This is a genomic window from Streptomyces flaveolus (genome assembly GCF_044765825.1).
Taxonomy (GTDB): domain Bacteria; phylum Actinomycetota; class Actinomycetes; order Streptomycetales; family Streptomycetaceae; genus Streptomyces; species Streptomyces flaveolus.
On sequence record NZ_JBIWKU010000005.1, the window covers coordinates 529,603 to 544,110 of the forward strand.

12 protein-coding genes and 3 tRNA genes are annotated in these 14,508 nt (G+C 72.6%); 7 read left to right on the forward strand and 8 right to left on the reverse strand.

The genetic code is table 11. The features are described 5' to 3' along the window. The first annotated feature begins 32 nt into the window (after nucleotides 1–32). From purD to ACIRG6_RS18865, 4 genes are all read left to right on the forward strand, one after another. Nucleotides 33–1,310, forward strand: coding sequence for a phosphoribosylamine--glycine ligase (purD, locus tag ACIRG6_RS18850; RefSeq protein WP_364675167.1), 1,278 nt, complete (start codon nucleotides 33–35; stop codon nucleotides 1,308–1,310). A gap of 290 nt (nucleotides 1,311–1,600) precedes the next feature. Continuing rightward, nucleotides 1,601–3,559: a hypothetical protein gene (locus ACIRG6_RS18855; RefSeq protein ID WP_403323611.1), complete on the forward strand. Its 1,959-nt coding sequence runs from the start codon at nucleotides 1,601–1,603 to the stop codon at nucleotides 3,557–3,559. A 165-nt stretch (nucleotides 3,560–3,724) separates the two neighbouring features. Continuing rightward, nucleotides 3,725–5,242 carry a N,N-dimethylformamidase beta subunit family domain-containing protein gene (locus ACIRG6_RS18860; RefSeq protein WP_403323612.1) on the forward strand — a complete coding sequence of 506 codons (1,518 nt, stop codon included), beginning with the start codon at nucleotides 3,725–3,727 and terminating at the stop codon, nucleotides 5,240–5,242. A gap of 84 nt (nucleotides 5,243–5,326) precedes the next feature. Then, complete coding sequence (locus tag ACIRG6_RS18865) at nucleotides 5,327–6,223, forward strand: phosphoribosylaminoimidazolesuccinocarboxamide synthase (protein ID WP_364675162.1); 897 nt, start codon at nucleotides 5,327–5,329, stop codon at nucleotides 6,221–6,223. A 50-nt stretch (nucleotides 6,224–6,273) separates the two neighbouring features. Here the strand turns inward: ACIRG6_RS18865 and ACIRG6_RS18870 are convergent. From ACIRG6_RS18870 to ACIRG6_RS18905, 8 genes are all read right to left on the reverse strand, one after another. After that, nucleotides 6,274–6,349: transfer RNA gene (locus tag ACIRG6_RS18870), tRNA-Gly, on the reverse strand. 34 nt (nucleotides 6,350–6,383) lie between these two features. Further along, nucleotides 6,384–6,998, reverse strand: coding sequence for a response regulator transcription factor (locus ACIRG6_RS18875; RefSeq protein ID WP_350723738.1), 615 nt, complete (start codon nucleotides 6,996–6,998; stop codon nucleotides 6,384–6,386). Further along, a complete protein-coding gene (locus ACIRG6_RS18880) occupies nucleotides 6,995–8,251 on the reverse strand; it encodes a sensor histidine kinase (RefSeq protein ID WP_403323615.1) in 1,257 nt (418 codons plus the stop codon). Before ACIRG6_RS18880 ends, ACIRG6_RS18875 begins: the two co-directional genes overlap by 4 nt. A 44-nt stretch (nucleotides 8,252–8,295) precedes the next feature. After that, nucleotides 8,296–9,111, reverse strand: coding sequence for an ABC transporter permease (locus ACIRG6_RS18885; protein ID WP_365020985.1), 816 nt, complete (start codon nucleotides 9,109–9,111; stop codon nucleotides 8,296–8,298). Beyond that, nucleotides 9,108–10,070, reverse strand: a complete 963-nt coding sequence (locus ACIRG6_RS18890) for an ABC transporter ATP-binding protein (protein WP_403323617.1) — start codon at nucleotides 10,068–10,070, stop codon at nucleotides 9,108–9,110. The genes ACIRG6_RS18885 and ACIRG6_RS18890 overlap by 4 nt, the downstream gene beginning before the upstream one ends. A gap of 149 nt (nucleotides 10,071–10,219) precedes the next feature. Continuing rightward, nucleotides 10,220–10,292 (reverse strand) — tRNA-Gly (locus tag ACIRG6_RS18895). Between the two features lie 80 nt (nucleotides 10,293–10,372). Then, nucleotides 10,373–10,444: transfer RNA gene (locus ACIRG6_RS18900), tRNA-Gly, on the reverse strand. A gap of 174 nt (nucleotides 10,445–10,618) precedes the next feature. Next, nucleotides 10,619–10,936, reverse strand: coding sequence for a histone-like nucleoid-structuring protein Lsr2 (locus ACIRG6_RS18905; RefSeq protein ID WP_239771018.1), 318 nt, complete (start codon nucleotides 10,934–10,936; stop codon nucleotides 10,619–10,621). A 340-nt stretch (nucleotides 10,937–11,276) separates the two neighbouring features. Between ACIRG6_RS18905 and purS the strand changes: the two genes are divergently transcribed. The 3 genes from purS to purL are packed head-to-tail and all read left to right on the forward strand — an operon-like array spanning nucleotide 11,277 to nucleotide 14,481. Then, on the forward strand, nucleotides 11,277–11,549 hold the full coding sequence (gene purS / locus ACIRG6_RS18910) for a phosphoribosylformylglycinamidine synthase subunit PurS (protein ID WP_161165708.1): 273 nt from the start codon (nucleotides 11,277–11,279) through the stop codon (nucleotides 11,547–11,549). Continuing rightward, nucleotides 11,546–12,226 carry a phosphoribosylformylglycinamidine synthase subunit PurQ gene (gene purQ / locus ACIRG6_RS18915; protein ID WP_077800307.1) on the forward strand — a complete coding sequence of 227 codons (681 nt, stop codon included), beginning with the start codon at nucleotides 11,546–11,548 and terminating at the stop codon, nucleotides 12,224–12,226. The genes purS and purQ overlap by 4 nt, the downstream gene beginning before the upstream one ends. Continuing rightward, complete coding sequence (gene purL / locus ACIRG6_RS18920; RefSeq protein WP_239771020.1) at nucleotides 12,223–14,481, forward strand: phosphoribosylformylglycinamidine synthase subunit PurL; 2,259 nt, start codon at nucleotides 12,223–12,225, stop codon at nucleotides 14,479–14,481. The genes purQ and purL overlap by 4 nt, the downstream gene beginning before the upstream one ends. Nucleotides 14,482–14,508: the final 27 nt, after the last annotated feature.

Here is a 14,508-nt window from a genome sequence, read left to right on the forward strand (position 1 = left end):
CGGCCGAGCCCGTTCCCATTAGGCTGGCCCCCGTGAAGGTCCTTGTCATCGGCGGCGGCGCCCGCGAACACGCCCTGTGCCGTTCCCTGTCCCTCGACCCCGACGTCACCGCGCTGCACTGCGCACCCGGCAACGCCGGTATCGCCGAGGTCGCCGAACTGCACCAGGTCGACGCCCTCGACGGCGCGGCCGTGACGGCGCTGGCCACCGGGCTCGGCGCCGACCTGGTCGTGGTCGGGCCCGAGGCGCCCCTCGTCGCCGGGGTCGCCGACGCCGTGCGCGAGGCGGGCATCCCGGTCTTCGGCCCCTCCGGGCAGGCCGCCCGGCTCGAGGGCTCCAAGGCCTTCGCTAAGGATGTGATGGCCGGCGCCGGGGTGCCCACAGCCCGTTCGTACGTCTGTACGACCCCGGCCGAGGTCGACGCGGCCCTCGGCGCGTTCGGTGCCCCGTACGTCGTCAAGGACGACGGGCTCGCCGCCGGCAAGGGCGTCGTCGTCACCGACGACATCGAGGCGGCCCGGGCGCACGCGAACGCCTGCGAGCGCGTGGTCATCGAGGAGTACCTCGACGGCCCCGAGGTGTCCCTCTTCGCCGTCACCGACGGCGAGAACGTGCGCCCGCTCCAGCCCGCCCAGGACTTCAAGCGCGCCCTCGACGGCGACGAGGGCCCGAACACCGGCGGCATGGGCGCGTATTCGCCGCTGCCGTGGGCCGACCCCAAGCTCGTCGACGAGGTCGTGGAGAGCGTGCTCCAGCCGACCGTCGACGAGATGCGCCGCCGCGGCACCCCGTTCTCCGGCCTGCTGTACGCCGGTCTCGCGATCACCTCGCGCGGCGTCCGCGTGATCGAGTTCAACGCCCGCTTCGGCGACCCCGAGACCCAGGTCGTGCTGGCCCGCCTCCAGACCCCGCTCGCCGGTCTGCTGATGGCCGCCGCCACCGGCAACCTCGCCGACCTCGAGCCCCTGCGCTGGAGCGAGGACGCGGCCGTCACCGTGGTCGTCGCGTCCCACAACTACCCCGGCACCCCGCGCACCGGCGACCCGATCACCGGCCTCGACGAGGTGGCCGCCGAGGACGCCCCGCACGCCTACGTCCTGCACGCCGGCACCAGGCGCGAGGGCGACGCCGTCGTCAGCGCCGGCGGTCGCGTCCTGTCCGTCACGGCCACCGGCGCGCACCTCACCGAGGCCCGCGACCGTGCCTACCGGGCCGTCGCCCGCATCGGCCTCGACGGCTCCCAGCACCGTACGGACATCGCGGCGAAGGCCGCGGCGGACGCGGCGACGGCGGGCACGACGGGGGTCTGACCGCCCCGGAGAGCGCCCGCTCCGCACCCGATCCGACAGGCCCCGGCTCCGTCTCAGGAGCCGGGGCCTGATCCTTGCTGTCCGTCATCCAGCTTTCCCCAAAGCCATTCCATCGAGTGACCGATGCGCCATACGGCTGACGGGCGCGAAGGCCCCAACTAGGGTGCCGCGCAGGCGTTCCGGCACTTGGCCCACCGGCATTGCGATGTCAGTGGCGGGTGCCACAGTGGGGGAGTGAGCAACAGCGGGAGCGCGGTTCCAGGGCAGCAAGGAGGGGGTGAGGTCCGGTCATGACCGGTATCGGTGGAGTGGAGATGGGCGCGCAGGCCGCGCGCTCCCGGGCGCTGGCCGTGCTGCGCATCCGCAGCCGGGCGCTGGCCGTCGCTCTGCTGCCCGCTGCCGCCGCCGTGATCCTGCTCGTGGGCGGTTCCACCGGACACCTCGTGGGCGCGGGCTGGGACGCCGCACGCTGGGCCGTGTCCGCGCTCGCGCTCCTCGTCCTGGCGGCCGCCGCGGGGGTCGCCCTGGTCGTCGCCCGCGCCCGGCCCGCCATGACCCCGACGGTCCCGGTCGCCGAGGAGTCGGCGCCGGACCTCTACCGGATGGTGCGCGACCTCGCCGACCGGCTGGAGGTGCCCGCCCCGTCCGCGATAGCGCTCACGCCGGACTGCGACAGCTGGCTGGAGGACCGCACCCACCCCGCCCACGGGCCGCCGCCCGAGGAGCGGCACGACGAGGTGGCCGGTTCGGGCGGCCCCGCCCACCGCCGCGGTCCCGCCGCGCCCGTCCTCGTCATCGGCTCGCCCTTCCTGTGGTGGATGCGCGTGGGCGAGCTGCGCGCGGTCCTCGCCCCGGTCGTCGCCGGTACGGGACCGTCGGCGCACCCCGACATAGCCGCCGCCCGGCGCTTCATACGGGGCCTGGACGCCGCGGTGGCGGTGGCCACGGCACGGGACCGCTGCCTGCTGTCCCGTGGGGTGTGCGCCGGGCTCGGCCAGGTGTCCCGGCTGCTGCTGCGCTGCTGCCGCGTCCACGCCGCCGAGATGGAGCGGGGGGTCGCGGCGGCGGCCGCCGAGCGCGCCCAGGCCGTGGACTACGGTCTGCGGATCGTCGCCCAGGAGCAGGTCGGGCTGGCGTACGCGGGCTGGGACCGGCTGCTGACCCGGGTGGCGCTGCCCGCCTGGCGGATGGGCCGCTGGCCCGCCCGGCTGGACGTGGGCGTGGTCGCGGCCCTCACGGAGCTGTCCCGCCGCGACCGCCTGGCCGAGGGCTTCGCCTCACGCCTGGGCGAGCGTCCCGCCTGCGACCTGCTGGAGGAGCCGGGGCTGATCGATGAGTCGGTCTCCCTGCTCGCCGCGCGCCTCTTCCACGGGGGACCGGCGGAGTCCGGTCAGGACTGGGCGCCGGTGGGATGGGACGAGTATCCGGAGGAGGTCGTCGACCGGACCTGGCGCGCGGACGCGGCCCGCCTCCACCGCGTCCTCGACACCCTGGGCGTCCGCCGCACCGCCGAGGACGCCGTCCCGGGCGCCGACGGTCCCACCCTGGCCCGCGTCCTGGAGCACCTCACGGACAGCCCCGCCGCGATGACGCCCGGCCCGTCGGCAGACCGTGACGGACACGAGGCCGAGACCGGCACCCGGCCCGAGGCGGACGCAGGAGCCCAACCCGAGGCGGAGACGGAAGCCCGGACGGAGACCGGCAAAGGCACCGGCACCGGCACCGTGTCGGACGTCCAGGATTCCGCACCCCCCGCCGACCCCCACCAAGCCCCCGCCCCCGGCACCCCGGCATCCGGCACCGCCACCCCCGGCGACGACGATGACGACCTCGCCGACACCACTCCCCGGGGCGCCGCGCTGGCCGCCGGGCTCAGCGCGCAGCTGGCCCGCGAGGGGGCCGGGACCCCGTCCCCCGCGTCCGGAGCGGCCACGGGACAGGCAGGCCCCGACAGCGCCCTCTGGGACGACCGCGCGCTGCCCCTCCTCCCGCTCCAGCCCCCGCGCACCGGCCGCGAGGTCCTCACCGACCACATCACGGCGATGGTGTGCTGCGCCGCGATGGACACCGCCGGAGCCGCGCCCGGTCTGGACTGGCTCGACGGCCCGTCCCTCCTGGTCAACGGCGTCCGCGCCGCCGACCTGGCCCCCCGCGTCCGCAGCCTCGTCGAGACCGGCGACCCGGCCCCCCTGCGCGCCTGGCTGACCGAGCTCGGCATACGCGCGGAGAAGCCGGTACGCCTGGTCTGAGGCCGCGACTCCCTGGAACCGGACCCTTGAACTCCACTTTCGGTCACTTCGCAACGAACAGTGACAGCACGCGCGCTAAATGTGATGTGCTGGGACCGATCGCGCACATGGCAAGAGCGTTCGTCATACGCACGACCACGGGGGCACGAGGGAGGGGGCAGTCCCATGGGGTCCGAGCACATCCGCCGCTGGGAGTCGGGAGCACTCGCGCACGCCGTCACGGATCCCTTCGGCCAGGGACCCGTCCCCTGGCTGCGCGGCGGTGAGACCTACTTCGGCGACACCGGTCAGGTCGTTCCCTGGTACGTGGACCCGGACCCCGACCTGGGCCCGGCCGGGACCGGATCGCGGACCGGGGCGGGCCGGCGGGGCCCCGAGCGGCGCTCCACCACCGGCGGTCCCCGCGCCGCCGACGACGTCCGCCGCCAGATCAAGGGCTTCACCGCCACCGGAGCCGCCGCCCCCGGCGAGGCCATCGACTTCCACATCACCGTCGACCCGCCGCAGGAGTTCAGCGTCGACGTCTACCGGATCGGCCACTACGGCGGGGACGGCGCCGCCAAGATCACCACCAGTCCCCGCCTGTCCGGCATCGTCCAGCCCCCGCCGCTCACCGCCGACCGCACGGTCTCCTGCCACCACTGGTGGCTGTCCTGGCGGCTGCAGATCCCGTCGTACTGGAACATCGGCGCGTACGTCGCCGTCCTCACCACCGCCGACGGCTACCGCTCCCACGTCCCCTTCACGGTCCGCGACGACCACCCGGCCGACCTCCTGCTGCTCCTGCCGGACATCACCTGGCAGGCGTACAACCTCTACCCGGAGGACGGCCGTACCGGCGCCAGCCTCTACCACGCCTGGGACGAGGAGGGCCGGCTGCTCGGCGAGGCGGACGCCGCGACGACCGTCTCCTTCGACCGCCCCTACGCGGGCGCCGGCCTGCCCCTGCACGTCGGCCACGCCTACGACTTCATCCGCTTCGCCGAGCGCTACGGCTACGACATCGCCTACGCCGACGCCCGCGACCTGCACTCCGGCCGCGTCGACCCGACCCGCTACCGGGGCCTGGTCTTCCCCGGCCACGACGAGTACTGGTCCGCGGCCATGCGCCGCACCACCGAGGTGGCCCGCGAGCACGGCACGTCCCTCGTCTTCCTCTCCGCCAACACCATGTACTGGCAGGTGGAGCTGGCCCCCTCCCCCTCCGGCGTCCCCGACCGCCTGCTGACCTGCCGCAAACGCCAGGGACCCGGCCGGCCCGTGCTGTGGCGGGAGATCGACCGCGCCGAGCAGCAGCTGCTCGGCATCCAGTACGCCGGGCGCGTGCCCGAGCCGCACCCGATGATCGTCCGCAACGCCGGCCACTGGCTCTGGGAGGCCACCGGCGCCCAGGAGGGCGACGAGATCGAGGACCTGGTCGCCGGCGAGGCCGACCGCTACTTCCCGCGCGCCCCGCTCCCCGAGCACGACGAGCGCATCCTGCTCGCCCACTCCCCGTACACCGATGTCCACGGCGCCCGGCGCCACCAGGAGACGTCCCTGTACCGGGCTCCGTCCGGCGCCTGGGTCTTCGCGGCCGGGACGTTCGCCTGGTCCCCGGCCCTGGACCGCCCCGGCCACGTCGACCCGCGTGTCCAGCGGGCCACCGCCAACCTCCTGGACCGCATCTGCAAACGCGACTGACCCCGTCCGCGGCCACCCCGCACGGAGATCGATCGCCGCGTACGGGAGAATCGACGTACTTGGACAGAACCACGGGGAGGAACCGTGTCCGGATTCGTCGAAAAGCCCGAGCCGATTGAGGTTCCGGGTCTGGTGCATCTGCACACCGGCAAGGTGCGCGACCTGTACCAGAACGAGGCGGGCGACCTCGTGATGGTCGCCAGCGACCGCATGTCCGCCTACGACTGGGTGCTGCCCACCGAGATCCCCGACAAGGGCCGGGTGCTCACCCAGCTCTCCCTGTGGTGGTTCGACCAGCTCGCCGACCTGGTCCCGGGCCACGTCCTGAGCACCGCGCTGCCCGAGGGCGCCCCCGCCGACTGGCGGGGCCGCACCCTGGTCTGCAAGTCGCTGCGGATGGTCCCCGTGGAGTGCGTGGCCCGCGGCTACCTCACCGGCTCGGGCCTGGCCGAGTACAACGAGACCCGTACCGTCTGCGGCCTCGCCCTCCCCGAGGGCCTCGTCGACGGCTCGGAGCTGCCCGCCCCGATCTTCACCCCGGCCACCAAGGCCGAGGTCGGCGAGCACGACGAGAACGTCTCCTACGAGGAGGTCGCCCGCCAGACCGGCGCGGACACCGCGGCCCGCCTGCGCCAGGCCACCCTGGCCGTCTACTCCCGCGCCCGGGACATCGCCCGCGAGCGCGGGATCATCCTGGCCGACACCAAGTTCGAGTTCGGCTTCGAGGGCGACGAGCTCATCCTCGCCGACGAGGTCCTCACCCCGGACTCCTCCCGCTTCTGGCCCGCCGACCAGTGGCAGCCGGGCCGCGCGCAGGCGTCGTACGACAAGCAGTTCGTGCGGGACTGGCTGACCTCGGCGGAGTCCGGCTGGGACCGGAAGAGCGAGCAGCCCCCGCCGGCGCTGCCGCAGCAGGTCGTGGACGCGACCCGCGCCAAGTACGTCGAGGCCTACGAGCGCCTGACGGGCGTGCGCTGGTAGGACGCGGAGACACGAAGAAGCCCCCGGCCTGGACCGGGGGCTTCCTCATGTGGAGCGAACGACGAGGTTCGAACTCGCGACCTCAACCTTGGCAAGGTTGCGCTCTACCAACTGAGCTACGTTCGCCTGCGCCGCGGGCTTCCCCGTGGTGCGTGAGCCACTATACCCAACCCCGCTCCCGTGCGAGCCGCACTGCCGCGTGCCGGTTCTCCGCACCGAGCTTCGTGGCGGCCGACGACAGGTAGTTCCGCACGGTCCCCTCGGCGAGCGCGGCCCGCTCGGCGATCTCCGCGACGGGCGCCCCGTCGGCCGCGTGCTCCAGCACCTCGGCCTCCCGCGCGGTCAGCGGCGAGTCACCGGCGGAGATCGCGTCCGCGGCCAACTCCGGGTCGACGTAGCGGTGTCCGGCATGGACGGTGCGGATCAGCTCGGCGAGCCGCTGGGCGCTGACCGTCTTGGGGACGAACCCGCGCACACCCGCCGCGAGCGCTCGCTTCAGATGCCCGGGCCGCCCGTGACTGGTCACGATCAGCACCCTGCAGCCGGGCAGCTCGGTGCGCAGCGATGTGGCGACCTTCACACCGTCCGCACCGGGCATCTGGAGATCCAGTACGGCCACGTCCGGTGCGTGCGCCCGTGCCATCGCCAGGGCCTCCGGGCCGGTGGCCGCCTCGGCGACCACCATGAGGTCGTCCTCCAGGGAGAGCAGGGCGGCCAGCGCGCCACGGATCAGGTGTTCGTCGTCGGCGAGCAGAACGCGCACGGGAGCCGTCACGACGCGACCTCCAGCACGGTGCCGGCGGCCAGGGGCAGCGGCACCTCGGCCGTGAGCCGGAACACGCCGTTGCCGGCGGGCCCGGCCTCGAGCGTGCCGTCCACGGCGGACAGCCGCTCCCGCAGCCCGGCGAGCCCGGAGCCGGCAGCGCCGCCCGGGGCACGGGGGGAACCCGCCCCGGCCGCCTCCGGCACCCCGTCGTTCTCCACCGTCAGCACCACCCGCCCCTCCGACAGCCGCACCACCACGGCACATGTCCCCGCGTCCCCGTGCCGCAGCACGTTCGTGGTCGCCTCCCGCACCACCCAGCCGAGCGCCGACTGCACCCCGGCGGGCAGCCCGGCCGTGTCGCCGCGCACCTCGCAGTCGATCCCGGCCGCGCCCAGCACGCCCCGGGCACCGGCGAGTTCGGCCTCCAGGTCGGCCTCCCGGTAGCCGCGGACGACGTCGCGGACCTCCCGCTGCGACTCCTGCGCGATGCGCTGCACCTCGATCATCTGCTCCACCGCATCGGGCCGTCCGCGCCGGGAGAGCTGTACGGCCAGCTCGCTCTTGAGCGCGATCACGGCCAGGTTCCGTCCCATCACGTCGTGCAGGTCGCGGCCGAACCGCAGCCGTTCCTCGGCGACGGCGAGCCGGGCCCGCGTCTCCTTGGCCTCGTCGAGCGTGTAGACCGCGTTGAGCAGCCAGACCGAGAAGATCGAGGTGAAGGCGAGGAACCCGCCGCCCAGCAGCACGATGCAGGCCACCATGAGGGAGGCGAGGCTCGGCATGCCCAGCGGGAAGGACACGACGCCGGCACCGAACGCGAAGCCGCTGACGACGGCGACCACCCGGCGCCGGTTGTGCACGCCGAGCGTGATCATGCCGGCGCCGAAGCACAGCACACCCCCGAAGATCCCCCACGCCGCGGAGTCCACGTCCGGGCCGCCCGGTCCGCGCTCGGCGAGAGCGATCGCGCCGACGGCGATCGTCGCGGTGAGCGCGGCGAGCGCCCACAGCAGCCGGACGGGCTGCGCACGCCGGCCGCGCGTCCAGTCCAGGGCCCGCGACGCGACCAGCATGCAGAGCGCGGCGTGCACGACGATCAGCAGGCACAGCACGGTCGCGAGCCGCGGCCCGACCTCGCGGAAGTTCGGCACCCCCAGCGCGAGGACCTCGATGAGCCCGAAGAAGTGGAACGACCACCGTGTGTACGTCTCCACCTTCGCCGGCGTGCTCTTCCCCCGCCACCAGCGCTGTGGCCTGCGCATGTCCCCGCTCACCCCGCCCTCCCCGGTCCCGGCCCGCCCGGCCGTCAGCGTCGCGGTTCCCAGCGGAACCACCGCCGTACAGCAAACACCGCGACCACCGTCCAGGCCACCGCCGTGGCGAGCGCGCCCAGTGCCTCGAACGCCGACAGGTCGCCGGTCCAGCCGCCGCGCACCAGCGTGACGACGGGCGTCAGCGGCAGCAGCTCGCAGGCGGAGGCCAGCCGGTCGGGCATCAGCTCCAGCGGAACGACCACGCCGGAGGCGAGCATCGAGACGATCATCAGCGGCATCGGCGTGACCTGCGCGCTCTCGCCGGTCCGGGTGAAGCCCGCGGTGACCGCCGCGAGGCAGGCGCACATGACGAGGCCCAACAGCACGCCGGCGACGGCCAGATGCGGGGCGGGCGGCACGGGCAGGTCCAGCAGGACCGCGCAGCCCGCCGTCAGCAGCAGACACTGCACGAATCCGATGACGGTGGCCGGCAGTGCGGCACCGCCCAGGATCTCGGCGTCCCGCAGCTCGCCGGTGCGCAGCCGCTTGAGGACGAGTTCCTCGCGCCGTACGACGAAGACGCCGACGAGGGCCGAGTAGACGGCGAACAGCAGGGAGAAGCCGATGGCGGCGGGCAGGACGACGGTGCCCACCGTCAGTCCGGCCCCGGCGAGGTCCATCTCCTTGGCCGCCGAGCGCACGCTGAGCGGCAGCACCAGCGGCACGAACAGGGCGGCGACCAGGGTGCCCCTGCTGCGTCCCAGCAGCGTCAGTTCGGCGCGGGCGAGCGCGGTCATCCGGCCCAGCGGCGTGGTGCCGGCGGCCGTGCCGGTCCGCGCGGTGCGTTTCTCGGTTCCGGTGCCGCTCATGCCGCGTACTCCTTCGTCGCCGTGCTTCCCGCGGACGCGTCCTTCGCTATCCGCAGGAACGCCTCCTCCAGGGACGCGGACCGCACGTCCAGCCCGCGCAGTTCCACGCCGGCCCGTTCCGCCCACACCAGCAGTGCGGTGGCCGCCCGCTGCAGCTCCCGGGTGCGCAGCCGGACGACCCGGCCGTCGACCTGGTGGTCGCTCACGCCCAGCTCGCCGAGCGGCGGCAGGTCGCCCACGAAATAGCCGTCGGGCAGCTCGAAGGAGATCCGGGAAGGCTGGGTGGCGGTCACCTCGGCCGGGGTCCCGGTGGCGGCGATGCGGCCCTCGTGCAGGATCGCGAGCCGGTCGGCGAGGTCCTCGGCCTCCTCCAGGTAGTGCGTGGTCAGCAGCACCGTCGTCCCCCCGTCGCGCAGCGAGCGCACCAACTCCCAGGTGTCGCGGCGGCCTTCGGCGTCCAGTCCGGTGGTGGGCTCGTCGAGGAAGAGCACCTCGGGCTCGCCGAGCAGCGCGAGCGCCAGGTCCAGTCGGCGCCGCTCGCCGCCGGAGAGCTGCTTCACACGGGTGCCCCTCTTGCCCGACAGTCCGACCAGCGCCAGGACCTCCGCCTCGGGCCGGGCCCCGCTCACACAGCCCGCCCACATCCGCGTGGTCTCGGCGACGGTCAGCTCGGACGGGAAGCCGCCCTCCTGCAGCATGACCCCGGTGCGGGGACGTACGGCGGTCCGCTCGGTGTACGGGTCGTGCCCGAGGACGCGCACCCGGCCGCCGGCCGGCGCGGCGAGGCCCTCGAGGAGTTCGACCGTCGAGGTCTTGCCGGCTCCGTTGGTGCCCAGCAGCGCGAAGATCTCGCCGCGGCGCACGGAGAAGTCGATCCCGCGCACCGCCTCGAACCCGCCCCCGTACACACGTCGCAGGTCGGTGACCTCGATCACGTGTTCGTGTCCGTTTGCTTGCATGCTCCAAGCATCCCGGGACGGCGGGCCGCGCGGCAGTGCGGGCCGTCATCGCTCGGCATGACAAATGTCAGACGGCGGCCCGGTCCCTCGCGCCACCCCGGGGAACACGAAAAGACCCCGGTCCTTGGAGGACCGGGGTCTGATTCCCGAGCGGACGACGAGGCTCGAACTCGCGACCTCAACCTTGGCAAGGTTGCGCTCTACCAACTGAGCTACGTCCGCATTGCCCCCGACCGGCGTTCACCGATCGGTGCGAGCACCAGCCTACCTGATCCAATCGAGTGGCCGGTACGGCGATGCAGAGCGGGTGACAGGAATTGCACACTGCGCCTTCCCCCTGGAAGGGGGATGTTCTACTACTGAACTACACCCGCATGTTCCGTGAGCTGGGCCTTTCGGCCTCGCCCCTCGGCGTGCTCCAGACTTTAGCTGATCACCCGGGGTGCTGCGCAAGTCGGTTGCCGCGAGGGGCGGCTGAGCGGCCGTCGGCGTTCCCGTGCCGGAGCGCCGGTCGCCGGAGCGCCGGGGTGGCCGCCGGGCGCGACCGCTCACTGCGCCTCGGCGAACGCCTCGTAGACCCTCTTAGGGATCCGGCCCCGCGCGGGCACGTCCATCTTGTTGGCCTGGGCCCAGGCCCGGACGGCCGCCGGATCGGGGGCGACCTCCGTCTGCCGGTACGCCTTGCCGGACCGCGACCGCTTCCGGCCCGCCGACACGTAGGGCTCGAGCGCCTTGCGCAGTTTCCGGGCATTGGCTTCGTTCAGGTCGATCTCGTACATCCGGCCGTCGACTCCGAAGGCGATCGTCTCCGCCGCTTCCGAGCCGTCGATGTCGTCAAAGAGAGTGACCACGACACGCTGCGCCACGAATATCGGTCCCTTCGTGCGGCATCTCCGCGATGACGTGCCAGGACACCGCGATGATGCCGACTGTTCGCCTGTAATTGGGCAAAGTATCGGCTAATGACATTTCATTTGTACAGTGCCCGGCATTGCAATGGGAAGCCCGACTAAATCTCTCCGCGTGTCTGCGGCGCAATAGGCGTCCGTGGTGGATCCGGGATCTTTCCCGAAGCTTTTCGCGCGGGTCTCCCCCCGATGCCGAATCGTGACAGCGCTCACGTAGTTTCCTCCAAGGCTACGCGCGTAGAAATTTTGTACGGGTAGTCTGAAGGGACCTGCTCAGCACCACACACCGGGAGTGCCAGTGGCACGCGTCGTAGTCGACGTCATGCTCAAGCCGGAGATCCTCGACCCCCAGGGCCAGGCGGTGCAGCGCGCACTGCCGCGACTGGGTTTCGAAGGGATCTCGGACGTCCGCCAGGGAAAGCGTTTCGAACTGGAAGTTGACGGGCCGGTCGACGAGGCCGCCCTCGCCCGCATCCATGATCTTGCGGAATCCTTCCTCGCCAACACCGTGATCGAGGACTTCACCGTCAAGGTCGAGTCCGAGGATGTAGTCGCGGAGGCTGTGAAGTGACCGCTCGTATTGGCGTCGTCACTTTCCCCGGCAGCCTCGACGACCGGGACACGCAGCGCGCGATCCGCGTGGCCGGTGCCGAACCCGTGGCGCTCTGGCACAAGGACAAGGACCTCAAGCAGGTCGACGCCGTGGTGCTGTGCGGCGGTTTCTCCTACGGCGACTATCTGCGCGCCGGCGCCATCGCGCGCTTCTCGCCGGTGATGGACACCGTCATCGACCAGGCGAAGGCCGGTCTCCCGGTGCTCGGCATCTGCAACGGCTTCCAGATCCTCACGGAGGCCCACCTGCTGCCCGGCGGGATGCTCGGCAACGACCACCTGCACTTCATCTGCCGCGACCAGAAGCTGCGGGTGGAGAACGCGGACACCTCCTGGACCAGCGACTACAGCGCCGGCCAGGAGATCCACATCCCGCTGAAGAACATGGACGGGCGGTACGTGGCCGACCGGCGGACGCTGGACGAGCTGGAGGCGGAGGGCCGCGTCGCGTTCCGCTACGTGGACTTCAATCCGAACGGCTCGCTCAACGACATCGCCGGCATCACCAACGCGGCGGGCAACGTCGTCGGCCTGATGCCGCACCCCGAGCACGCCGTCGAGCCGCTGATCGGCACCGGCCGCACCGACGGCCTCCCGTTCTTCACCTCGATCCTCAAGAAGCTGGTCAACGCATGAGCCGGACGCCTCTGGACACGGTCGAGCACGCGGCCGCGACCCCCGACGTCGAGCTGCCCTGGGCCGAACTGGGCCTGAAGAAGGACGAGTACGAGAGGGTCGTGGAGATCCTCGGCCGTCGGCCCACCGGTGCCGAACTCGCCATGTACTCGGTGATGTGGTCCGAGCACTGCTCGTACAAGTCCTCCAAGGTCCACCTCCGCCAGTTCGGCGAGAAGGCCCCGCAGAACGACGCGATGCTCGTCGGCATCGGCGAGAACGCCGGTGTGGTCGACGTCGGCCAGGGCTACGCGGTGACCTTCAAGGTCGAGTCGCACAACCACCCGTCGTACGTGGAGCCCTACCAGGGCGCCGCGACCGGCGTGGGCGGCATCGTCCGCGACATCATCGCCATGGGCGCCCGCCCGGTCGCCGTGGTGGACCCCCTGCGCTTCGGTGCCGCGGACCACCCGGACACCAAGCGCGTGCTGCCCGGCGTCGTCGCCGGCATCGGCGGCTACGGCAACTGCCTGGGCCTGCCCAACATCGGCGGCGAGGTCGTCTTCGACGCCTGCTACCAGGGCAACCCGCTGGTCAACGCCGGCGCCATCGGCGTCATGCGGCACGAGGACATCCACCTCGCCAAGGCGTCCGGCGCGGGCAACAAGGTCATCCTCTACGGCGCCCGGACCGGCGGCGACGGCATCGGCGGCGCCTCGATCCTGGCCTCGGAGACCTTCGACGACGCCAAGCCGTCGAAGCGCCCGGCGGTGCAGGTCGGCGACCCCTTCCAGGAGAAGCTCCTCATCGAGTGCACCCTGGAGGCGTTCCAGGAGAAGCTCGTCGTCGGCATCCAGGACCTCGGCGCCGCGGGCCTGTCCTGCGCGACCAGCGAGCTGGCGTCGAACGGCTCCGGAGGCATGCGCGTCACCCTCGACGACGTCCCGCTGCGCGACTCCACGCTCTCGCCCGAGGAAATCCTCATGAGCGAGTCGCAGGAGCGCATGTGCGCGGTCGTCGAGCCGGAGAAGGTCGACCGCTTCCTCGAGATCTGCGACAAGTGGGACGTCATCGCCACCGTCATCGGTGAGGTCACCGACGGCGACCGCCTGGAGATCTTCTGGCACGGCGGCAAGATCGTCGACGTCGACCCGCGCACCGTCGCCCACGACGGCCCGGTCTACGAGCGTCCCTACGCCCGCCCGGAGTGGCAGGACGCGCTCCAGGCCGACGACGCGGGCAAGCTGCCCCGCCCGCAGTCCGGTGAGGAGCTCAAGGACCAGGTCCTGAAGCTGGTGTCCTCCCCGAACCAGGCGTCCAAGCAGTGGATCACCCAGCAGTACGACCACTTCGTGCAGGGCAACACCGTCCTCGCCCAGCCCGAGGACTCCGGCATGATCCGCGTGGACGAGGAGAGCGGCCTCGGCGTCGCGATCGCCACGGACGGCAACGGCCGGTACGCCAAGCTCGACCCGTACACGGGCGCGCAGCTGGCCCTGGCGGAGGCGTACCGCAACGTCGCCACCACCGGTGCGAAGCCCCTCGCGGTCTCCGACTGCCTGAACTTCGGCTCGCCGGAGGACCCGGCGGTCATGTGGCAGTTCGCCGAGGCCGTGCGCGGTCTGGCCGACGGCTGCCTCCAGCTCGGCACCCCGGTGACCGGCGGCAACGTCTCGCTCTACAACCAGACGGGCGAGGCGGCCATCCACCCGACGCCGGTCGTCGCGGTCCTCGGCGTCATCGACGACGTGGCCCGCCGCACGCCGGTCGCCTTCCAGGAGGACGGCCAGCTGCTCTACCTCCTCGGCGACACGCGTGAGGAGTTCGGCGGCTCGGCCTGGTCCCAGGTGATCCACGACCACCTCGGCGGCCTGCCCCCGAAGGTCGACCTGGAGCGCGAGCGGCTGCTCGGCGAGATCCTGATCTCCGCCTCCCGCGACGGCATGATCGACTCCGCGCACGACCTGTCCGACGGCGGTCTGATCCAGGCGGTCGTCGAGTCCGCGCTGCTCGGCGGCAAGGGCGCGCGTCTGGTCGTCCCCGACGGCCTGGACGCCTTCACCTTCCTGTTCTCGGAGTCGGCGGGCCGCGCGGTCGTCGCCGTCCCGCGCTCGGAGGAGCTCCGCTTCAACGACATGTGCGGCGCGCGCGGCCTGCCCGCCACCCGCATCGGTGTCGTGGACGGGGACACGGTGGAGGTCCAGGGCGAGTTCGCCCTGCCCCTGTCCGAGCTCCGCGAGGCCCACGAGGGCACCATCCCGGCGCTGCTGGCGTAACCGCGGGCACACGGCAACGGCGAGGCC

Coding starts and splice junctions, on each gene's coding strand:
- ACIRG6_RS18855 (WP_403323611.1), top strand. CDS start 1,601: ATGACCGGTATCGGTGGAGTGGAGATGGGCGCGCAGGCCGCGCGCTCC.
- ACIRG6_RS18860 (WP_403323612.1), top strand. CDS start 3,725: ATGGGGTCCGAGCACATCCGCCGCTGGGAGTCGGGAGCACTCGCGCAC.
- ACIRG6_RS18880 (WP_403323615.1), bottom strand. CDS start 8,251: ATGCGCAGGCCACAGCGCTGGTGGCGGGGGAAGAGCACGCCGGCGAAG.
- ACIRG6_RS18885 (WP_365020985.1), bottom strand. CDS start 9,111: ATGAGCGGCACCGGAACCGAGAAACGCACCGCGCGGACCGGCACGGCC.
- ACIRG6_RS18890 (WP_403323617.1), bottom strand. CDS start 10,070: ATGCAAGCAAACGGACACGAACACGTGATCGAGGTCACCGACCTGCGA.
- purL (WP_239771020.1), top strand. CDS start 12,223: ATGAGCCGGACGCCTCTGGACACGGTCGAGCACGCGGCCGCGACCCCC.